The organism is Amycolatopsis sp. NPDC005961 (assembly GCF_040629235.1).
GTDB lineage: Bacteria > Actinomycetota > Actinomycetes > Mycobacteriales > Pseudonocardiaceae > Amycolatopsis > Amycolatopsis camponoti.
The window spans coordinates 172,630-196,619 of record NZ_JBEXVF010000009.1; the positions used below are offsets into that span (position 1 = coordinate 172,630).

Below are 23,990 nucleotides of genomic sequence, written 5' to 3' on the forward strand. Positions count from 1 at the left end.
CTCCTTCACTCGTCGGCGGTCACGGCGAGCCCGGCCAGCACGGCCCGGGCCAGCTCCGCCACGTGCGGCGGTTCGACCATGTCCCAGTGGTGGCCCGGAACCGGCGTCACCGTGAGCTCGCCGCGCGTGCGGGCGCGCCAGCTCTCCGGCCGCACCTCCGGGCGGCCCTTCACCGGGTGGGTGCCGGTGGAGGTGATGAGGTGGATGCCGGTGTCGACGACGGCCCGGCAGCGGTAGGCCTCGACGGCGTCCTTGCCGGCCAGGTAGACGCGCGCCATCTGCTCGACCACGGCGTTGCCCGCGACTTCGGAGACCATGCCGCGGTCGCGGGCCTCGGCGAGCATCTCGTCGAGGGTGTCGACGGCTCCCGGGGCCAGCTTCAGGACGGCCTCGCCGAACCACGCGAGGGGGTCGCTCGTGTCGACGTCGGGCAGCGGGTTGCCGTAGTCGTCGACGCCGAGGACGGTCGCGTCGATGATGCAGAGGTGCTCGACCGTGCGGCCGGCTTTTTCCAGCTGGGCGGCCATTTCGAAGGCCACCGACCCGCCCTGCGACCAGCCGGCGAGCCGGATCGGACGGTCGCCGACCACCGGCAGGAGGTCGGCGACGAACGCGGCGGCCAGTTCCTCGATGGTGTGCACCGGGTCCTCATCGGGCGCGAACCCGGGCGCCTGCAGCCCGAACACCGGCAGCGCCGGGTCCAGCTCGGCCACCAGCTGCAGGTACGGGAAGGGGCTCCCGGCGGTCGGCGGCAGCAGGAACAGCGGGGCGACGCCCGCGCGGCCCGGCGAGAGCGGCACGACCAGCCCCCCGGCGCTCTCCCCGGCGCGGATGAGGTCGGCCAGGGCCCGGATCGTCGGGGCGCGGAACACCTCGGCGAGGCCGACGGTCGCGCCCAGCTCGGCCTGGATCCGGTCGACCAGCACGACCGCCAGCAGCGAGTGCCCGCCGACGTCGAAGAAGCCGTCGGTGACGCCGACGCGTCTCCCCAGCAGGTCCTCCCACAGCTTGGCGAGGGCCATCTCCAGCTCGTCGCGCGGGAGCACCCCGGACGTCGACACCGGGGCGGCGTCCGGGACGGGCAGCGCGCCCCGGTCGATCTTGCCGTTCGACGTCAGCGGCACCGTGTCCAACGTGGTCAGGGTCGACGGGACCATGTACTCGGGCAACCGCTCGGACAGGTGCGCCCGCAGCGCGTCGACGTCCACAGTGGACGGTGAGACGTACCCGGCGAGCGCACCGTCACGGACCACCGCGACCGCCTCGACGACGCCGGGGCCGCCGACGAGCGCCGCCTCGATCTCACCCAGCTCGATGCGGTAGCCGCGCACCTTGACCTGGTGGTCGGTGCGGCCGACGAACTCCAGCCGCCCGTCCGGCAGGTAGCGGGCGAGGTCGCCGCTGCGGTAGATCCGGCCGGGGCCGAACGGGTTCGCCACGTACTTCGCGGCGGTCAGCCCCGGGTTGCCCGCGAAGCCGCGGGCGACGCCGGCGCCGCCCGCGTACAGCTCGCCGGTGACGCCGGCCGGGACCGGGCGCAGGTGCTCGTCGAGGAGGTAGACCTCGGTGTTCCAGATCGGGCGGCCCACCGAGATCGGCGTCGTGACGCATTCGGCGGCGGGCAGCAGGTTGATCACGTTGGCCACGGACGTCTCGGTGTGGCCGTACTCGTTGGCCACGACGACTTCGGGGGCGTTCTCGCGCCAGAACTCCAGGGCCTCGGCGGTGAGCTGCTCGCCGCCGACGACCAGGTGCGCGGCGGCGTCGGCGGCTTCCGGTGTCAGGCAGCGGCGCAGCGGTTCGAGGTGCGCCGGGGTGAGCTTGACGAAGCTGAACTTGCGTCCGCTCGACAACACGTCCGCGAGGCCCGCGACCGGGTGCTCGTCCTCCGGCACCAGCGTCACGGTCGTCCCGCAGAGCAGCGGCAGGAACAGGCCGGTGACGGTGAGGTCGAAGGCGAGCGACGAGTGCACCGGGGCGCCGTCGCCTTCGTCGGCGCGGTAGGCCTGGCGGCACCAGTCCAGGTAGTGCAGCACGCCGCGGTGGCTGATCATCACGCCCTTGGGACGGCCGGTGGAACCGGAGGTGTAGATGATGTAGGCGAGGTTCTCCGGGTCGACGACCGGGTCCTGCCACGGCACCGGGTCGTCGGCGACCGGCTCGTCCGCGAAGATCACGACGTCGCCGAGGTTCTCACCGGCGTAGCGGCGGGTGGTGACGAGCACGCGCGCGCCGGCCTGGCGGAGCATGTACTCCTTGCGGTCCTGGGGGTAGGCCGGATCCAGCGGGATGTAGTGGCCGCCGGTCTTGAGGATGGCCAGCAGCACCGGCAGCAGCAGCGGCCCGCGTTCGCAGAGCACGCCGACCGGGGTCTCGACGCCGACGCCGTGCGCCCGCAACCGCTGGGCCAGCCGCGTCGCGCGGGTCTCCAGGTCGGCGTAGGTCAGCTCGGCGCCCCCGCAGCGGACGGCGATCGCGTCCGGCGTGGACCGGGTCTGCTCGGCGATCCGGCCGTGCAGCGTGCCGCGCAGGTAGGGCTCGGCGGTGGCGTTCCAGGTTTCGAGGAGCAGCTTCCGCTCGTCCGCGCCGAGGACGTCCACTTCGGACAGCCGGACGCCGGGGCGGGCGGCCAGCTCGGTGAAGAGCCGGACGAAGTGCTCGCCCATGCGGTCCATCCGGGCCTGGTCGAAGAGCGCGGTGGCGTACTCGAGGACGCCCTCGACGGAGCCGTCGGCCTGGCGGACGAAGGAGATCATCAGGTCGAACTTCGCCGTCGTCGAAGGCAGGTCCACCGGTGAGACCGCGAGGTCACCCAGCGAGCCTTCCCCCTCCGACGCGTCGTAGACGGCGAACATCACCTGGACGACCGGGGTGTGCGCGAGGTCGCGCTCCGGCGCCAGCTCCTGGACCAGCCGCTCGAACGGCAGGTCCTCGTGGGCCTGGTCGGCGAGCCGCGCGGCCCGGACGCGGTCCGCCAGCGTCGCGAAGTCGGGGTCACCGGAGAGGTCGCCGCGGGCGACGACGGTGTTCACGAAGAACCCGACCATGTGCTCCAGCTCGGCCCGGCCGCGCCCGGCGACCGGCGTGCCGACGGCGAGGTCCGTCCGGCCGGTGTGGCGGCCGAGCACGACGTACGCGGCGGCGAGCAGCGTCACGAACGGCGTCGCGCCGGTGCTCTTTCCCTGGTTCAGCACCGCTTCCGCGGCGTCGGCGGGGATGGTGAAGCGGGCCGACGCGCCGTGGTGGTCGCGCTGGGCCGGCCGTGGGCGGTCGGCGGGAAGCTCCAGGGTTTCCAGCCCGGCCAGCCGCTCCTTCCAGTACGCGAGATCGACCGAGTGCGCGTCGGTCCTGGACTGCTCCCAGACGGCGAAGTCCGCATAGGACAGTTCGACCGGGGGCAGCTCGGCGCCGGTGTAGAGCCGGCGCAGGTCCTCGAGGAGAATCGGCAGCGACCAGCCGTCGCAGGCGATGTGGTGGACGTTGAGCGCGAGGACGTGCCGCTCGGGTGCCTCGCGGACCAGCATCGCGCGGAACACCGGGCCCGCCGCGAGGTCGAACGGACGGCTCACGTACTCGGCGAGCACCGCGTCCAGGTCACCGTCGACCACCGGCAGGTCGACCGGCTCGGGAGCCCCGATCACCTGCCGCGGCTTGTTGTCCTCCGCGAGGTAGGTGGTGCGCAGGATCTCGTGCCGCGCCACGAGGGCGTCGAGCGAGCGTCGCAACGCCTCGACGTCGAGGGCGCCGTCGAGCCTGAGCAGGAGCGGCACCGCGTACTCGGCGCTGTCCGGGTCGAGGCGGTCGAGGAACCACAGGCGTTGCTGGCCCGCCGACAGCGGGAGCGGCGCGGCGCGGTCGGCCCGGCCGAACGCGCGGACCGGCGCGGCGGCCCGGCCGCGCAGGCGCTTCGCGAGCACCGCGGCCCGCAGCCGCGCGGCGCGCTCGGCGTCGGCGCCGGCTTCGGGGCGGATGTCGAACGTGGTCATGCGCTGGCCTCCTCGGAGAGGGAGTCGAGGAGCTCCTGCTCGGACATGCCGGCGAGCTCGGCCTCGATCTCGGTGTGGACCACGGCGGCGAGCGCGGCGACCGTGGTGGTCTGGAACAGCACGGGCAGGGGCAGGTCCACCCCGAAGGCGGCCTGCAGCCGCATGCGGACCTTGGCGGCGAGCACGGAATGCCCGCCCAGTGCGAAGAAGTCGTCGCCGAGCCCGACGCGGGGCACGCCGAGCACCTCGGCCCAGATGCCGGCGATCAGCTGCTCCTCGGGACTGCTCGGGGCGACGTAGTCCGCGGTCTCCTCGGCCGGCTCGGGCAGGGCGGCGCGGTCGAGCTTGCCGCTGGCGTTGACCGGCAGCGCGTCGAGCACGACGAACGCGCTCGGCACCAGGTGCTCCGGCAGCCGCTGCCCGAGGAACGCGCGCAGGTCCGCGGGGGTGACGTCGCCGACGGTGTAGGCGACCAGGCGTTTCTGCCCGGCCGGGTCGGGTTTGGCGAGCACCACGGCCGCGGTGAGCGCCGGGTGCGCCCGCAGCGCGGACTCGACTTCGCCGAGCTCGATGCGGAAGCCGCGGATCTTGACCTGGTCGTCGGTCCGGCCGAGGAACTCCAGCTCGCCGGCGCGGGTGCGGCGGACGAGGTCGCCGGTGCGGTACATCCGCCCGCCCGCCGGGTTCGCGACGAACCGGCTCGCGGTGAGTCCCGGCCGCCCGAGGTACCCGCGGGCCAGGCCCGGGCTCGCGACGTACAGCTCGCCCGCCACGCCCGGCGGCACCGGCTGGAGCCGGTCGTCCAGGACGTACGCGCTGGTGTGGCGCAGTGCGCGGCCGATGGTCACCTGCTCGCCCGGCACCAGGGGTTCCGACACCGTGGAGACGACCGTGGCTTCGGTCGGGCCGTACATGTTGAGCATCCGGCGGCCCGGCGCCCACTTCGCGACCAGCTCCGGCGGGCAGACGTCGCCGCCGACGACGACCGTGCGGAAGTCCGGCAGGTCCGCGTCCTCGACCGTGGCCAGCGCCGCGGGCGGGATCAGCGCGTGCGTCACGCGCCCTTCGGCGAGGACGTCCCGCAGCTGGTCGCCGAGGAGCGGGCCGGGCGGGGTCACGACGAGTGCGGCGCCGGTCATCAGCGACGCGCACAGCTCCAGGATCGACGCGTCGAAGCTCGGCGACACGTACTGCAGCACCCGGTCGCCCGGGCCGACCCGGTAGGCGTCGACGGTGTTCGCCACCAGCGTGGCGAGGCCGGCGTGACTGACGACGACGCCCTTCGGCCGTCCGGTCGAACCCGACGTGTAGATCACGTACGCCGCGTTCTCCGGCTCGACTTCGACGTCCAGCGGGCCGTCGTCCATTGTGGACACCGGCAGTTCACGGAGGGTGAGCACCGGGTTCGCGTCGTCGAGCATGTACCGGATGCGCTCCTCCGGGTAGCCCGGGTCGACCGGGAGGAACGCGGCCCCGGTCTTGACGACCGCGAGCTGCGCCACGACCAGGTCGGCCGAGCGCGGCAGCAGCAGCGCGACGACCTTTTCCGGACCGGCACCGCGAGCCCGCAGCACCCTGGCCACGCGGTTGGCCGCCGCGTCCAGCTCGCCGTAGGTGAGCGAGTCCGACCCGGCCACGACGGCCGGGGCATCGGGATTCCGCCGCACCTGCGACTCGATGAGCCCGGCGAACGTCCCGCCCGGCGCGTTCCCGTCGAGCGGGGTGACCTCGGCCGCGTCGAGCATCGGGACGCGGTCCACCGGCCGCCGCGGGTCGGCGGCGAATCCGGTGAGGAGCCGGAGGTACCGCTCGGCGAACGCGGCGACCGTCTCCTCGTCGAACAGCGCGACGGGGTATTCGAGGACGCCGTCGACCGCGCCGGTGGGCTGCTCGCGCAGCACCATCGCGAGGTCGAACTTGGCCGCGCCGGTCTCGACGCCCAGGGGCTCGCAGTCCAGGTCGCCCAGTTCCCAGCCGCCCTCGGACACCGTCTGCAGCGCGAACATCAGCTGCACCAGGGGGTTCCGGCTCGGGTCGCGGTCGGGCCGGAGCTCGGCGACGACCCGGTCGAACGGGACCTCCTGGTGGCTGAAGGAGTTCAGCGCCGTCTCCCGGACGCGTTCCAGCAGCTCGGTGAAGCCCGGCGAGCCCGTCAGGTCCGCACGCAGGGCGAGGGTGTTGACGAACTGGCCGATCAGCCGCTCGGTGTCCGGGTGGTCGCGGCCGGCGACCGGGCTGCCGATCGCGAACTCACGGAGGCCGGTGTGCCGGGCGACGAGGACCTGGAACCCGGCCAGCAGCGTCATGAACAGGCTGGCCCGGGCTTCCGCCCCCAGCTCCCCGAGCCGGGTGGCCAGCTCCACCGGGACGCTGAACTCGTACCGCGCGCCCCGCGGGTCGCGCACCGCGGGCCGGGGGCGGTCCGCGGGCAGCCGCACGACCTGCGGGACGCCGGCGAGCTGCGTCCGCCAGAACTCGACGTCCGCTTCGGTCGGCCGGGACCAGGTCGCGACGTCGGCGTACTGCACCGGCAGCGGCGGCAGCTCGATACCCGCGTAGAGGTCGCGCAGCTCCTCGGCGAGGAGGCCTTCGGACCAGCCGTCGAGCACGATGTGGTGAGCCGAGAGGACCAGGACGTGGTCGTCGTCGCCGAGCTTCCCGAGGGCCGCGGCGAACACCGGGCCGGCGGCGAGATCGATGGGCCGGGCGCCGAGGAACGGCTCGATCGCGTCGATCCCGGTCATCGGCAGCGGGACCGGACCGGCCGGGTCGACGATCTGCTTCGGCTCGCCGTCGATCTCCACGAACCGGGTCCGGAGGATCTCGTGCCGCTCGACCAGTTTCGTCAGCGCGGCCGCCAGAGCGTCGACGTCCAGGGCGCCACGCAGGCGGACCGCGTTGGGCACCAGGTACTCCGCGCTGGACGGCGCCATCCGGTCGGCCAGCCACATGCCGACCTGCACGCCCGCGAGGGGCGCGGGGCCGTCCGGCCGCTTCGGGATCGCCTCGAACTCGCGGCGGGTGGCGCGGGTGACGGCGTCCGCCAGCTCCGCGACCGTGGGCGAGTCGAAGATGAGCCGGATCGGGATGTCCGCCGAGAGCCGCTTGCGCAGCTCGGCGACCACCCGGACGCCCAGCAGGGAGTGCCCGCCCAGGTCGAAGAAGTTGTCATCGGCGCCCACCCGCTCGACGCCGAGGACGTTCCCGAGCACCGACGCGACCAGCTCGGCGACCGGGCCTTCCGGCGCCCGGTACTCGGCGCCGGCCGCGGCCGGCGCGGGCAGCGCCTTGCGGTCGATCTTGCCGCTGGTCGTGGTCGGGAACTCGGGCAGCACGCTCAGCGCCGTCGGCACGAGGTAGACGGGCAGCCGCTCGCGCAGCTGTTCACGGATCCCGGCTTCGGTGAGCGTGACGCCGGCCTGCGCGGTGACGTACCCGGCGAGACGCTTGTCCCCCGGCGTCGGCTGCCACACCGTGACGGCCGCCTCGCGCACCCCCGGCAGCTCCAGGAGCACCTGCTCGACCTCGCCCGGCTCGACGCGGATGCCGCGGATCTTGACCTGCGAGTCCTGGCGGCCGAGGAACGTCAGCGCGCCGTCGGGGGTGCGCAGGCCGCGGTCGCCGGTGCGGTAGAGCCGCTCGCCGGGCACGAACGGGCTGGCCAGGAACGCCGCCGCCGTCTTGCCCGGGTTGCCGAGGTAGCCGCGCGCCAGGCCGACGCCGCCGATGAACAGGTCACCGGGGACGCCGACCGGGACCGGCCGGAAGTGCTCGTCGAGAACGTGGATCTGGTTGTTCGCGATCGGCGAGCCGACGCTGACCGAGCCCGCGCCCGCGAGGTCGGCTGGCACGCACACACGCATCGTCGAGTCGATCGACACCTCGGTCGCGCCCCACTGGTTGTGCAGGGTCGCGGTCGTGCCGAGCCGGTCGAAGAACAGCTTCAGCAGCTCCGGCTGGAGCGCTTCGCCGCTGGTGATGACGTTGCGCACCGTCCCGAGCGCGGCACAGTCGGCCGGGGTCAGCTGCTCCAGGAACAGCGTCAGCATGCTCGGCACGAACTGCAGGTTGACGACCCGGTGCTTGAGGGCACCGGCCAGGATGGCGGCCGGGTCGCGGTGCAGGCCCGGCGGGATCAGCGCGACGCGCCCGCCGGCGACGAGCGGCCACAGGCATTCCACGGCCGCGTCGTCGAAGACCAGGGTCGTCTTCTGCAGGACGGCTTCGCCCGGCCGGAGCCGGTAGGTGTCCTGGTGCCAGCGCAGCCGGTTGACCCAGCCGCGGTGGCTGCTCGCGACGCCCTTCGGCTTCCCGGTCGAGCCGGAGGTGTAGTAGATCGACACCAGGTTGTCCGGGTGGGTGGTGTCCGGCAGCTCCGGCGCGTCTCCGTCCACATCGGACACTTCGAGGAAGACGACCTCGCCGCCTGACGGCGTTTCCGCGCCCGCGTCGACCAGGCAGACCGGCGAGTTCGCGTCGCCGAGGATGCCGAGGACCCGGGGCTCGGGTGCGTCGGTCTCGATCGGGACGAACGCGCCGCCGGCCTTGAGGATGGCGACCAGGCCGACGATCAGGTCGATCGAGCGGTCCATCCGCAGGCCGACCGGGACGTCCGGGCCCACGCCGTGGCCGATCAGCCGCGCGGCGAGGATCCCGGCCCGCCGTTCCAGCTCGGCGTAGTCGATGCTCTCGTCGAGGTACTCGACGGCGACCGCGTCCGGCGTCTTCCGCGCCTGCTCGGTGATCAGGTGGTGGAGGCAGACGCTCTCGTCGTAGGCGGCTTCGGTGGCGTTGACGCCGTGCACCAAGTGCGTGCGCTCGGCGTCGCTCAGCAGGTCCAGCTCGCCGACCGGGGTTTCGGGCGCGTCGGCGATCCTTCGGAGCAGCGTCGTGAAGTGACCGGCCAGCCGCTCGATCGTGGTGGCGTCGAACAACGCGGTCGGGTATTCGAAGATGCCGGTCAAGGCACCGTCGGCGTCCTGGGCGAGGGCGAGCTCGAGGTCGAACTTGCTGACCCGGGTGTCGACGGCGAGCTGCTCGACGGCCAAGCCGGGCAGCGCCCAGCCCGCCCGCTCGTTGTTCTGCAGGGCGAACACGATCTGCACCAGCGGGGTGCGGGTGAGGTCGCGCTGCGGGCGCAGCAGCTCGACGATCCGGTCGAACGGGACGTCGTCGTGGTCGAACGCGGCCAGCGTGCTCGCGCGGACCCGGCGCAGGAGCTCTGTGAACGCCGGGTCGCCGGTCAGGTCGGCGCGCAGCGGGACGGTGTTGACGAAGTGCCCGACCAGCGGCTCGGTCTGCGGGTGGCTGCGGCCGGACACCGGGGTGCCGATCGCGAAGTCCCGCATCGCGGTGTAGCGGCCGATCAGGACCTCGAACGCGGCGAGCACGGTCATGAACAGGCTCGCGCCGTGCCCGGCCCCCAGCGCCGCCAGGCGGGCGACGACGTCCGCCGGGACGTGCACCGGGGTCTTGGCGCCGTGGATGTCCCGGACCAGCGGCCGGGGCCGGTCGGCGGGCAGTTCGGCGACGTGCGGCATACCGTCGAGAGCGTCGCGCCAGAAGGCGAGCCCGGCTTCGTCGGACGCGGCGGCCTGCCACACGGCGACGTCGCCGAACTGCACCGGCAGCGCGGCCGGCCGGATCCCGGCGTAGTGGTCGCGCAGCTCGGCGGCGAGCAGGCCCATGGACCAGCCGTCGGCGACGATGTGGTGCAGGAGCACCACGAGGACGTGGTCGCCGGCCGAGACCCGGCCGAGTGCGGCGCGCACCACGGGGCCGTGTTCGAGGTCGAGCGGGGTGTCCACTTGCGACCGGACGAACGCCTCGACGTCGCTCACGCCGGTGACCGGGAGCGGGAGCGGCCGCACCGGGTCGACGACCTGCGCCGGCTCGCCGTCCACCTCGACGAACCGGCTGCGCAGCACCTCGTGCCGGGCCACCACGGCCGACAGCGCACCGGCCAGTGCCTCGACGTCGAGGTCACCCTCGATCCGCAGCGCGAGCGGGACCAGGTACTCCGCCGAACCCGGCGCGAGCCGTTCGGCGAACCAGAGTCCGCGCTGCACCGGCGAAAGCGGGGTCCTCGCCGCGTGGTCGCGGAGCGGAATCGGCGCGAAGTCCACTGTGGACGCGTCCGGTACCAGCCGGGCCAGCGCCGCGATCGTGGGCGCCTCGAACAGCGCCCGGACGCCCAGCCGGACGCCGAACTCGGTGCGCATCCGGCCGGTCACCTTCGCCGCCAGCAGCGAGTGACCGCCCAACGCGAAGAAGTTGTCCTCCACGCCCGGCTCGGGGATGCCGAGGACGTCGGCCCAGATCGCGGCGAGCGTGACTTCGGCGGGGGTGCGCGGGGCGACGTGCCCGGCGACGACCCGCTGCGGTGCGGGCAGGGCCGCGCGATCGAGCTTGCCGTTCGCCGTCCGCGGCAGGTCCGCCAGCGGGACGATCGCCGACGGCACCAGGTGGTCGGGCAGCTGCGTGGCGGCGTACTCCGCGACCGCGGCCGGGTCGGCGGTGCCGACGACGTAGGCGACCAGGAGCCCGTCGCGAGCCACCACGGCAGCCTGCGTGACGCCGTCGTACCGGGCCAGGACGGCCTGGACTTCGCCGGGCTCGACGCGGAAGCCGCGGATCTTGACCTGGTCGTCCGCGCGGCCGGCGTACTCGAGGACGCCGTCGCGGTTCCAGCGGGCGAGGTCGCCGGTGCGGTACATCCGCTCCCCCGCCGTGAACGGTGAAGCGACGAACCGCTCGGCCGTCGCCCCGGGCTGACCGAGGTAGCCGTGAGCGGTGCCGGCACCCGACAGGTACAGCTCGCCGACGACCCCGGCGGGCACCGGCCGCAGCCGCGCGTCGAGGACGTGGGCGTGCTTGCCGGTGACCGGCCGGCCGATCGGGACCGGGCCGTCGACCGCCGTGACCGCGTGGAAGGTGCTGAAGCCCATGGTCTCGGCCGGGCCGTAACCGTTGATCACCGCGACGTGCGGGTAGGACCGCAGCACCTTCGCCAGGTGCGCGGGCGAGGCCGCCTCGCCACCGGTCATCGCGCGGCGGACCGTCGTGAAGACCGCCGGGTGCTCGTCCACCAGGAAGTTGAACAGGCTCGCCGAGACGTCGAGGACCGTGACGTCGTGCGCCACGACCAGGTCCTCGATCAGGGCGGGCTCGGGACGCTGGCCCGGCTGCAGGACGACTTTGCCGCCCGAGAGCAGCGGGCCGAGCAGCTGCGTGCCGAACGCGTCCCACGACACCGGCGCGCACTGCAGCCAGACGTCGTCCGGGCCGAACCCGGCGTAGTCCTGGCCGGTCAGCGTGCCGACGACCGCGCGGTGCGGGGCCGCGACCGCCTTGGGGACGCCGGTCGAGCCGGAGGTGAACATGACCACGGCGAGGTCCTCCGGGCTGCCCGCCACCCCGAGGGCACCGCCGTCGCGGACGGCGATCGCGGCCGCGTCTTCGACGACGTCGATCCGGCGCCATGGCAACGTGCGGCCATCGGTGAGGACGACCGCGGCCGACGTCCGCCGCAGCGCGCCGACCAGGCGTTCGGCCGGGAAGTCCGTGTCCAGCACGGTGTAGGCCGCTCCCGCCTTGAGCACCGCCAGCAGCGCGACGGCCAGCCGCGGCGAGCGTCCGATGTGGACACCGACCAGGTCGCCCCGGCGGACGCCTTCGGCGACCAGGTGCCGGGCGAGCCGGTTGGCCTCGACGTCGAGCTGCCCGTAGGTCAGCGACGAGCCCTCGAAGACCAGCGCGGTCGCGCCCGGGGCCCAGGCCGCCCGGCGCTCGACCAGCTCGTGGAGCCGCATCGCCGGCGCGGTGGCCGTCGTCGTGCCCTGGGCCAGCAGCGCGGCCCGCTCGCCGTCGGCAAGCAGGTCGAGATCGGTCACCGGGACGTCCGGGGTGGCGACGGCCGCGGTGAGGAACCGCGCGAACCGCTCAGCGATCGAGGCAGCCGTGGCGGCGTCGAACAGGTCGGCGGCGTACTCCAGCTGTCCGGTCAGCCCGGCCGGGGTGCCGTCCGCGGCGTGGTTCTCCTCGATGCCCGCGGTCAGGTCGAACTTCGCGACCTCGCGGCGGACCGTCACCCCCTCGGTGGCCAGGCCCGGCAGGCCGAGCTGCGCGGTGGCGTTGTTCTGCAGCACCAGCATCACCTGGAACAGCGGGTGCCGCGCGGCCGAACGTGCCGGGTTCAGCTCCTCGACGACCCGCTCGAACGGGACGTCGGCGTGGGCCAGCGCGGCCAGCCCGGCGTCGCGGACCCGGGCCAGGAGCTGCCGGAACGTCGGCTGCCCGGCGACGTCGGTGCGCAGCACCAGGGTGTTGACGAAGAACCCGGCGAGGTCGTCGAGGGCGGTGTCGCCGCGGCCCGCGACGGCGGTGCCGAGCGGCACGTCGTCGCCGGCCCCGAGCCGGGACAGCAGGGCCGCGAACCCGGCCTGCAGGGCCATGAACAGCGTCGCGCCACCGGAGCGGGCCAGGTCGGCCAGTCCCTGGTGGACGTCCGCGCCCAGCGCGAACTCGACCGAGCCGCCGCGGTGGCTGGCCACGGCCGGGCGGAGCCGGTCGGCGGGCAGCGTCAGCTCCTCGGGGGCGCCGGCGAGGGCGTCACGCCAGAAGGCGAGCTGGCCGGCGATCTCCGGCTCATCGAGGACTTCGCGCTGCCACAGGGTGTAGTCCGCGTACTGGACGGGCAACGGCGTCCACTTCGGAGCGTCGCCGTCGAGGCGGGCCGCGTACGCGGTGGCCAGGTCGCGCCACAGCGGCGCGGCCGACCAGCCGTCGGACGCGATGTGGTGCAGCACCAGCAGCAGCACGTGGTCGTCGGCGGCGATCTCGACCAGGTGAGCCCGGATCGGCAGCTCGGTCCGCAGGTCGAAGACGTGGGCCGCGGCCTCCGCGAGCACGTCGGGCAGCGCGTCCTCGGTGGACTCCACGATCGTCCACGGGATCGACGGCGCGGTCAGGATCTCCTGCCACGGCTCGCCTTCGTGGGCCGGGAACACCGTGCGCAGGGACTCGTGCCGCGCCACGACGTCGGCCAGCGCGGCTCGCATCGCGGGCACGTCGAGCGGGCCACGCAGCCGCAGCGCGCGGGGGACGTCGTAGCCGGCGTTGGCCTCCTCGGCCTGGTCGACGAACCACAGCCGCTGCTGCGCGAACGACAGCGGCAGCCGCTCGGGCCGCTCGCGCCGGGTCACCGGCGGCCGCGCCGGGGCGGCGTCGCCGAGGATCTCGGCCAGCCCGGCGACGGCCGGGGTGCGGAACAGGTCGCGGATGCCCAGCTCGACGCCGAGCACGGCGCGGACCCGGCCGATGAGCCGGGCGGCCAGCAGCGAGTGCCCGCCCAGCTCGAAGAAGCCGTCGTCGAGGCCGACCTCGGGCAGCCCCAGCACCTCGGCGAAGAGTCCACAAAGGACGTTCTCGGTGACGGTCCGCGGCCGGCGGCGCGAACCCGCCGCGAAGTCCGGCGCGGGCAGCGCGCGGCGGTCCAGCTTGCCGTTCGCGGTGCGGGGCAGCTCGGGCAGCGGCACGATCGCCGACGGCACCAGGTAGTCCGGCAGCCGGTCGGCCAGGTACGCCCGCAGGACAGCGGGTTCGGCCGAGCCGACGACGTACCCGATCAGGCGCCCGTCGCGGACGACGACCGCGGCCTGCTCGACCCCGTCGTGGCGGGCCAGCACCGCCCGGACCTCGCCGGGTTCGACGCGGAAACCGCGGACCTTGACCTGGTCATCGGCGCGGCCGACGTACTCGAGGACACCGTCGGCGCGCCAGCGCACGAGGTCGCCGGTGCGGTACATCCGCTCACCCGGGACGAACGGCGAGGCGACGAACCGCTCGGCAGTCGCGCCGGGCAAGCCGCGGTAGCCGTCGGCGAGGCCGTGGCCCGCGAGGTACAGCTCACCCGTGACACCGGGCGCGGCGAGGGCGAGGTGCGCGTCGAGGACGTAGGCGCGCTTGCTCGCCACCGGCCGGCCGATCGGGATGGCGACGCCGTCGACGTCGGCGGGGGTAATCGGGTGGAACGTCGTGTAGCCCATGCTCTCGGCCGGGCCGTACCCGTTGATCAGCGCGACGTCCGGGTACTCGCGCAGCGCCTTCGTCACGTGCTCGACGGACGCCGGCTCGCCGCCGGTCATGGCCCGGCGCAGCACCGTGAAGACCTGCGGTTCCTGGTCGAGCAGGTAGTTGAACAGGCTGGCCGAGGCGTGCAGCACGGTGACGCCGTGCTCGACGACCAGGGCCGCGATGCGGTCCGGCTCGGGGTTCTGGCCGGGCTGCAGGACCGTCCGGCCACCATAGAGCAGCGCGCCGAACAGCTGGAGCGCGAAGCCGTCCCACGAGACCGGCGCGCACTGCAGCCACACCTGGTCCGCGTCGAAGGTCGCGTAGCCCTGGCCCATCGTCGCGACGACACCGCGGTGCGAGGTGGCGACGCCCTTGGGCACGCCGGTGGAGCCCGAGGTGAACATGACGCAGGCCAGGTCGGCCGGGGTCAGCTCGACGCCGGGGTTCGTGCGGTCCGGGTGGTCGGGCAGCGTCTTCAGGACTCGCTTGACGCCGGCTTGCTCGGTGACCGCGGCCAGGCGCTCGGCCGGGTAGCTCGGGTCCAGCAGGGTGTAGGCGGCGCCGGACTTGAGCACCCCGAGCACCGCGGCGGCGAAGTCGAGGCCGCGGTCCAGCAGGACGCCGACGACCTCGCCGCGGCGGACGCCATCGTCCAAGAGGTGGTGGGCGACCTGGTTGGCGCGGGCGTTCAGCTCGCCGTAGGTCAGCGACTCGCCCTCGAACAGGATCGCGACGGCGCCGGGGTCCTGGCGTTCGACGATGGTGTGCAGGCAGTCCTCGGGCGCGGCGCTCAGCTGAAGGGCGTTGCCCGCGGTCAGCACGAGGTCGCGTTCATCGGTGGTGAGCACGTCGTACGCCGTCACCGGCTTCGCGGGTGCGTCGGCGATCTGCTCCAGCAACCGGACGAACGCGGCGGCCAGGCGCTCGGCGGTGGCGGCGTCGAACAGCGCGGTCGCGTACTCGAAGGCACCGGTGATCCCCCCGGCGTGTTCCTCGAGGGCGACGGTGAGGTCGAACTTGGCGACCGCGCGGGCCACCTCGTACGGCTCGGTGTCCACTCCGGACAGGACGACCGGTGGGTTGTCCTGCTGCAGCACCAGCATCACCTGGAACAGCGGGTGCCGGGACGCCGAGCGGGCCGGGTTCAGCTCCTCGACCAGGCGCTCGAACGGGACGTCGTCGTGCTCGAACGCGCTCAGGTCGGCTTCCCGGACGCGGTCGACCAGCTCGGCGAACGTCGGCGCGCCGCTGAGGTCCGTGCGGAGCACGACGGTGTTGACGAAGAACCCGACGAGGTCGTCGAGGGCCGGGTCCGCCCGGCCGGCGACCGGGGTGCCGATCGGGATGTCGTCCCCGGCGCCGAACCGCGCCAGCAGGGTGGCGAGCGCCGCCTGCAGGAGCATGAACAGGGTCGCGCGCTGCCCCGCGGCGAGGTCGAGCAGCCGCGAGTGCAGCTCCGCCGGGATCGCGACGGCCGCGGACCCGCCGGTGTGGTCGGCGGTGGCCGGCCGGACACGGTCGTACGGCAGGGCCAGCTCCTCCGGCAGGCCGGCGAGAGCGTGCGTCCAGTAGGCGATGTCGGTGTCGAGTTCCCGTTGCCACAGCGTGTAGTCCGCGTACTGCACCGGCAACGGGGTCCACTCGGGAGCGTGGCCGTCGAGGCGGGCGGCGTAGGCGGTGGCGAGGTCGCCCAGCAGGACCGGGATCGACCAGCCGTCGCCGGCGATGTGGTGGGTCAGCACCAGCAGGACGTGCTCGTCGCCCTCGCTGAACAGCCACGACCGCACCGGCGGGGCGGCGGCCAGGTCGAACGGGGTCCGGGCGGCTTCGGCGACCGAGCCGGTCGTCACCTCGAACGGGACCTCGAAGGAGTCCAGGATCACCTGGTGCGGACCGGACTCGTCCTCGGCGTAGTACGTGCGCAGGGCATCGTGGCGTCCGGCCACATCGGACAGTGCGGCCCGGAGCGCCGAAGCGTCGACGTCGCCGCGCAGCCGCAAGGCGATCGGCATGTGGTACGACGTGTCCTCGCTGTCCATGCGGGACAGGAACCACAGCCGCTCCTGACCCGGCGCCAGCGGCAGGCGCTTTGGGCGCGAGCGGCGCGTGACGGCCGGGCGAGCCGCGACGGCGTCGCCGAGGCTTTCGCTCAGCCCGGCGACGGTCGGGTTCGCGAAGAGCGCCCGCACGGTGACGTCGAGCCCGAGCACCGCGCGGATCCGCCCGGCGAGCCGGGTGGCCAGCAGCGAGTGGCCGCCCAGGTCGAAGAAGCCGTCGTCGACGCCGACCTCGGGCACGCCGAGGACCTCGGCGAACAGCTCGCACAGCGCGTGCTCGCGGGCGGTCCGCGGCAGCCGGCCGGCGCCGCTTTCGAGGGTCGGTGCGGGCAGGGCCTTGCGGTCGAGCTTGCCGTTCGGCGTCCGGGGCAGCTCGTCGAGCAGCACGAACGCCGAAGGCACCATGTACCCGGGCAGCGCGGCGGCGAGGTGCCGGCGCAGGTCGTCGACCTCGACGCTCCCGTGCGCCACCACGTAGGCGACGAGGCGCTTGTCGCCCGGCCGGTCCTCGCGGACGACGACCGCGCGCAGGGCGACGGCCGGGTGGGTGGCCAGCACGGCCTCGACCTCACCCAGCTCGATGCGGAACCCGCGGATCTTGACCTGGTGGTCGACGCGGCCGAGGAAGCGGATCTCGCCGTCGCGGCGGCGGGCGACCAGGTCGCCGGTGCGGTACATCCGCTCCCCCGCCGCGAACGGCGAGGCGACGAACCGGTCCGCCGTGAGGTCGGGGCGGCCGAGGTAGCCGCGCACGACGCCGTCCCCGGCGAGGTACAGCTCGCCCGGCACGCCCGCCGGCACCGGCCGCAGCGCGCGGTCGAGCACGTGGACCTGGGTGTTCGCGATCGGCGTGCCGATCGTCGGCGCGCTCTCGCCGACGCGGGCGGTGGTCGACCAGATCGTCGTCTCGGTGGGGCCGTACATGTTGGTCACCGACGCGGCCCGCGCCCGCAGCGCGACGGCCAGGTCGTCGGGCAGGGCTTCGCCGCCGACCAGGACATGCACTTCGGAAAGGTCGACGGGCTCGGCCAGCAACGCGTGGAAGAGGCTCGGCGTGGCCTGCAGGAGCGTGACGCCGTCCTCGGCGAGGGCGGCCAGCGCGCGGGTGTCGCGGACGTCGTCGCGGCTCGCGAGGACGACGGTCGCCCCGGCCAGCAGTGGCGCGAAGATCTCCAGGCCGGCGATATCGAAGCCGACGGTCGTGACGGCCAGCAGCCGGTCGCCCGCGGTGATGCCGAACCGGTCGACCATGTCGAGGAGGAAGTTGAGCAGCGGCCGGCGCGGGACGACGACACCCTTGGGGCGCCCGGTCGAGCCGGACGTGAAGATCACGTACGCCGGGCTGTCCGGCGACGCGGTGTGCGGCAGGTTCTCCGTCCGATCCGTGAAGACGAGGTCGTCGCGGGTCAGGACCAGTGCCGGGGCGGCATCCTCCAGCATCATCGCCAGCCGGTCCTCCGGATACTCCAGGTCGAGCGCGAGGTAGCCCGCGCCGGTCTTGAGCACGGCCAGCATCGCGATGATCAGCTGTTCGTCGCGGGGCAGGGCGAGGGCGACGTACCGCTCGGGCCCCGCGCCACGCGCCGCGAGGTGGTGGGCGAGCCGGTTGGCCCGGGTGTTCAGTTCGGCGTAGGTCAGGGTCGTGGCGCCGAACTCCAGCGCGGGCGCCTCCGGGGTGGCCGCGGCCTGCGTCTCGAACAGCTCGATCACCGAAGTGTCCGGCAGTGGCCGAGCCGTCTCGCCGTTCGCCGTCTCGATGGCCACGCGCTCGCGGTCCGCCAGTAAGTCCACAGTGGACAGCGCGGCGTCCGGGGCGGCGACCGCGGCGGTGAGCAGGCGGACGAACCGGTCGGCCAGGTCGGCCGCGGTACCCGGGTCCAGGAGGTCGGTCGCGTACTCGAGGTAGCCCCCGATCCCGGCGGTGGTCTCCTCCAGGTTGAGGGTGAGGTCGAACTTCGCCGTCTCGGTGGTCACCGGCACGTCCGACGCGGCCAGGCCGGGCAGGGCCAGGTTCGCCGCGACGTTGTTCTGCAGCGCCAGCATCACCTGGAACAGCGGGTGCCGGGCGGTCGAGCGGGCCGGGTTCAGCCGTTCGACGACCCGCTCGAACGGGACATCGGCGTGGTCGAACGCCTTGAGCGAGCCTTCCCGGACCCGGCGGACCAGCTCGGTGAAGCTCGGGTCGCCGCTGAGATCCGTGCGCAGCACCAGAGTCGTGACGAAGAAGCCGACGAGGTCGTCGAGCGCGGCGTCCGGCCGGCCCGCCGACGGGGTGCCGACGGCGACGTCGTCCCCGGCACCGAGCCGGGACAGCAGGGCGGTGAACCCGGCCTGCAGCACCATGAACAGCGTCGCGTGCTCGCCGCGGGCGAGCTGCAGGAGCCGGGCGTGCAGGTCCGCGTCGAGGGCCACCGGCACGACCGCGCCGCGGTGGCTCGCGACCGGCGGGCGCGGGTGGTCGAAGGGCAGGGCGATCTCGTCGGGCAGCCCGGCGAGGGCGTCGGCCCAGTAGTCGAGGGAGTCCTCGGGCAGGTCCTGCTGCCACAGCGCGTAGTCCGCGTACTGGACCGGCAGCGGAGTCCACTTCGGACTTTCTTTGGTCACACGGGCCGCGTAGGCGGTCGACAGATCGCGCAACAGCGGGCCGAAGGACCAGCCGTCGCCGGCGATGTGGTGGGTGACGAGCACCAGGACGTGGTCGTCACCGTCGGGGACCAGCGCGGCGCGGATCGGGAGGTCGGCGGCCAGGTCGAACTTGCGGGCGGCGAACTCGGCGACGTCCACGGCGGCTTCGGTCCACGGCAGCTCGGTGAGCGGGCGGATCTCCTGGCGGGGCACGCCGTCGGTGTCGGGGAACACCGTCCGCAGCGCCTCGTGGCGCTCGACGACGTCGGCGAACGCCTGGCGCAGCGCGGCGACGTCGAGGGCGCCGGTCAGCCGCAGGGCGCGCGGGACGTTGTAGGTGGCGCCGGCCTGGTCGAGCTGCTCGACGAACCACAGGCTGCGCTGCGCGGACGACAGCGGCAGGACGGCCGGGCGCGGCCGGGCCACCACGGCCGGGCGGGCGGCCCGGGCGGTGTCGAGCACCGCGGCCAGCCCGGCGACGGTCGGGGCGCGGAAGACGTCCGCGACCCCGATCCGGGCCCCGAGCACCGCGCCGACGCGGGCGACGAGCCGGGCGGCGAGCAGCGAGTGACCACCGAGGGCGAAGAACCCGTCGTCGACGCCGACCGTCTCGACGCCGAGGACGTCGGCGAAGAGTCCACAAAGGACTTCTTCGCGCGGGGTGCGCGGCGCGCGGCTCGTGGTCGTGCGGTCGGGGGCGGGCAGGGCGCGGCGGTCGAGCTTGCCGTTGGGCGTCAGCGGCAGCGCGTCGAGCAGGACGAACGCGCTCGGCACCAGGTGTTCCGGCAGGCGCTCGGTGAGGTACGCGCGGAAGTCCGCCTGCGAACCCACCACGTAGGCGACCAGGAGCTTCTGGCCGGGCCGGTCCTCGCGGACGACGACCGCGGACTCGGTGACCGCCGGGTGCGTGCCCAGCGCCGTCCGGATCTCGCCCGGCTCGACGCGGAACCCGCGGATCTTCACTTGGTCGTCCGCGCGGCCGGCGTACTCGAGGACGCCGTCGGCGCGGCGGCGCACCAGGTCGCCGGTGCGGTACATCCGCTCCCCCGCCTCGAACGGCGACGCCACGAACCGGACGGCGGTGAGGTCGGGACGGCCGACGTAGCCGTCCGCGATGCCGCCGCCCGCGGCGTACAGCTCCCCGACGACGCCGGGCGCGACCGGCCGCAGCCGCTCGTCCAGGACGTAGGCGCGCTTGCCGTTGAGCGGCACGCCGATCGGGATGGGCGCGCCGGTGAGGTCGGCCGCCGTGACGCGGTGGCCGCTGACGAAGATCATGTTCTCGACCGGCCCGTAGGCGTTGGTCAGGCGCAGGTGCGGGAACTCCGTGAGGGCCTTGGTGACGTGGGCGACCGACGCGACTTCGCCGCCGGTGTAGACGTCGCTGACCTGCGTGAACACCGCCGGGTACTCGTCGAGCAGGAAGTTCAGCAGGCTGGCCGAGGCGAACATCGTCGTCACGCCGTGGCGTTCGACCAGGTCCGCGATGAGCGCGGGCTCGGGCTTCGGGCCGGGCTGCAGGACACAGGTCGCGCCGGTGAGCAGGGCACCGAACAGCTCGAACGCGAAGGCGTCCCACGACACCGGGGCGGTCTGCAGCCAGACGGCACCGGTGTAGCCCTGGCCGAGGATCGTCGTGGCGACGGCTTCGTGCGAGGCGACGACACCCTTCGGCGTGCCGGTGGAGCCCGAGGTGAACATCACGCAGGCGGGCCCGGCGGGTGACACCACCCGGTTCGGCGGGGTCGCCGTGGAGTCCACCTGGGACAGGTCGTCGAGCACGATCGGCGTGCCGACCTGCTCGGCCAGCAGCTGCCGCCGCTCGGCGGGGAACGACGGGTCCAGCAGCGTGTAGCCGCAACCGGCCTTGAGCACCCCGAGGATCGCGGCGACCAGGTCGGGGCCCCGGTTGAGGCAGATCGCGACGATCCGCCCGGCCGGGACGCCGGTCAGGAGCGCGGCGACACCGTTCGCGCGGGCGTCCAGCTCGGCGTAGGTGACGGCCCGGCCCTCGAACAGCAGCGCGGCGCGGTCCGGGGTGCGGCGGGCGTGGCTCTCCAGCAGCTCGTGCAGCGTGATCGCCGTCGCGGCGGGCGCGAGCATGCCACCCGTCTCGGCCTGGACCCGCTCGGCCGCGTCGAGAAGATCGAGGTCGCCGATCCGGGCGTCCGGGTTCGCGGCGACGGCGGTGAGGACGCGCAGCAGCCGGCCGGCCAGCGTGGCGGCGGTGTCGCGGTCGAACAGGTCGCTCGCGTACTCCAGCAGACCGGTCAGCTCGCCGTCGCGCTCCTCGAAGATCGCGGCCAGGTCGAACTTCGCGTAGCCGATGTCGACGCGCTCGCCGGACGCGCGGACGCCCGGCAGGGTCAGCTCGGCGGCCAGGTTGTTCTGCAGCACCAGCAGCACCTGGAACAGCGGGTGGCGGCCGAGCGAGCGGGCCGGGTTCAGCTCTTCGACGACGCGCTCGAACGGCACCTCGGAGTGTTCGAACGCGGCCAGGCACGTCTCGCGGGCGCGGTCGAGCAGCTCGCGGAACGTCGGGTCGCCGCCGGTGGCCGTGCGCAGGACGACGGTGTTGACGAAGAACCCGACGAGGTCGTCGAGGGCGGCGTCGGTGCGGCCGGCGACCGGCGAGCCGACCGGGACGTCGTCGCCGGCGCCGAGGCGGGTGAGCAGGGCGGCGAACGCGGCCTGCAGGACCATGAACAGCGTGGCGCCTTCGGCCGCGGCCAGCTCGGCCAGGCGGCGGTGGACGTCGGCGGGCACGTCCATCGGGACGACGCCGCCGCGGTGGCTCGCGATCGCCGGACGCGGGAGGTCGGCGGGCAGCGGGAGTTCTTCGGGCAGCCCGGCCAGGGCGTCACGCCAGTACGCGAGGTCGCGCTCGACGGGGAGTTCCTGTTGCCACAGCGTGTAGTCCGCGTACTGCACCGGCAACGGTGTCCACTTCGGACTTCCGCCGGTGACACGGGCGGCGTAGGCGGTCGAGAGGTCGCGCAGGAGCGGGGCGAAGGACCAGCCGTCGCTCGCGATGTGGTGGACGACGAGCAGCAGCACGGCCGCGTCGCCGGGCAGGGTGAAGAGCGTGGCGCGGATCGGCAGCTCGCGGGTGAGATCGAAGTCCGCTTCGGTGGCCGTGGTCAGGTCGGCGGCGAGAGTGTCCTCGGTGGACTCCCCGGTGGCCCACGGGACTTCCGCGGACGGCAGGACCTGCTGCACCGGCTCGTCGCCGTCGCTCGTGAAGATCGTGCGGAGGGTTTCGTGGCGGGCGATGACGTCGCCGACGGCCCCGCGCAGCGCGTCCGCGTCGATCGGGCCGTCGAGGCGGACGGCCTGCGGGATGTGGTAGCTCGCGTTCCGGGTGTCGGCCTGGTCGAGGAACCACAGCCGGCGCTGGGCAAACGACAGCGGCATCGGCTCGGGCCGGGAGCGCGGGGTCAGGGCCGGGCGTGCTTCCGGTGCGTCTTCGAGGAGTTCGGCGAGGCCGGCCGGGGTCGGCGCGCGGAAGATGTCTCCGATGGCGGCCTCGACGCCGAGCGTCGCGCGGATGCGGGAGACGAGCTTGGCGGCGAGGAGGGAGTGGCCGCCGAGGGCGAGGAAGCCGTCGTCGATGCCGACGCCGTCGACCCCGAGGATCTCGGAGAACAGCGTGCAGAGCGCGGCTTCGCGGGGGGTGCGCGGGGCGCGGCCGGTGCGGGCGGCGGACCAGTCCGGCGCGGGGAGCGCCTTGCGGTCGAGCTTGCCGCTCGGGGTCAGGGGCAGCTCGTCCAGGACGACGAAGGCGGCCGGGACCATGTACTCCGGCAGGTTCCCGGCCAGGGCCGCGCGCAGGGCGTCGACGTCGGGCGCGGCACCGTCCGGGACGACGTAGCCGACCAGGCGCTGGTCGCCTTCGCGGTCTTCGCGGGCCAGCACGCACGAGCCGCCGACGCCGGGCTGCCGGTCGAGGACGGCCTCGATCTCGCCCAGCTCGACGCGCAGGCCCCGGATCTTCACCTGGTGGTCGGTGCGGCCGAGGTACTCCAGCGCGCCGTCTTCCGACCAGCGGGCGAGGTCGCCGGTGCGGTACATCCGCTCCCCCGGCTCGAAGGGGCTGGCCACGAACCGCTCGGACGTCAGGCCCGGCCGCCCGTGGTAGCCGCGGGCCAGCTGGATCCCGGCGAGGTACAGCTCACCGGCGACACCGGGCGCGACCGGGTTCAGCTCGGCGTCGAGGACGTGCGTTCGGGTGTTCCACACCGGACGTCCGATGGGGACAGTCCTCCGTGCCGGGTCGCACGCCCAGTACGTGACGTCGACCGAGGCCTCGGTCGGGCCGTAGAGGTTGTGCAGCTCGACACCCGGGAGCGTCTCGAAGAAGCGCGCCTGCAGCTCGGCGGGCAGGGCTTCGCCGCTGCACAGCACGCGGCGCAGGCCGGTGCAGGTCGCGGCGGCCGGATCGAGCAGGAACGCCTGCAGCATCGACGGGACGAAGTGGACGGTCGTGATCCGCTCGGCGCGGATCAGCCCGGCGAGGTAGGCCGGGTCGCGGTGGCCGCCGGGGCGCGCGACGACGAGCGTGGCGCCGGTCAGCAGCGGCCAGAAGAACTCCCAGACGGAGACGTCGAAGCTGGACGGCGTCTTCTGCAGCACGCGGTCTTCGGCGGTGAGGCCGTACTCGGCCTGCGTCCAGGCGAGCCGGTTGACGATGCCTTCGTGCGGCACGAGCACGCCCTTGGGGCGGCCGGTCGAGCCGGAGGTGTAGATGGCGTAGGCGAGATCCTTCGTGGACGTCGTCGTTTCCGGCTCGGCGGCCGTGCCGAGGTCGAGCGTGTCGAGGCAGATCGTCTCGGCGTCGAAGAGGTTTCTGTGGTGGGTTTGCGTGAGGACGACCGGCGCGGCGCTGTCGGCGACCATGTAGGCCAGCCGGTCGGCCGGGTAGTCCGGGTCGAGCGGGACGTAGGCGCCGCCGGCCTTGAGCACCCCCAGCAGGGCGATCACCAGCTCAAGGGATCGGTCGGCGCAGACGCCGGTGAGGACGCCGGGGCCCACGCCCCGCTCGACCAGGAGGTGCGCGAGCGCGCCGGCCTTCCCGTGGAGTTCGCGGTAGGTCAGTGACTCGCCTTCGAACACCAGCGCCGTCGCGTCCGGGGTGCGGGCCGCCTGCTCGGCGAGCAGCCGGGCGAGCGTGCGGCCCGCCTCCGGGACGTCGGTGGTGGTGTCGTTCCAGGCCGCCAGCAGCTGCCGGGTGTCGTCGTTCACGTAGATC

The 23,990-nt window shown here is 73.9% G+C and carries 2 protein-coding genes; both read right to left on the reverse strand.

The window, feature by feature from the left end:
- Positions 1–5 precede the first annotated feature (5 nt).
- A complete protein-coding gene (locus ABZ342_RS11260; protein ID WP_360471452.1) occupies positions 6–3,986 on the reverse strand; it encodes an amino acid adenylation domain-containing protein in 3,981 nt (1,326 codons plus the stop codon).
- Positions 3,983–23,983, reverse strand: a complete 20,001-nt coding sequence (locus ABZ342_RS11265; RefSeq protein ID WP_360471455.1) for a non-ribosomal peptide synthase/polyketide synthase — start codon at positions 23,981–23,983, stop codon at positions 3,983–3,985. Before ABZ342_RS11265 ends, ABZ342_RS11260 begins: the two co-directional genes overlap by 4 nt.
- Positions 23,984–23,990 lie beyond the last annotated feature (7 nt).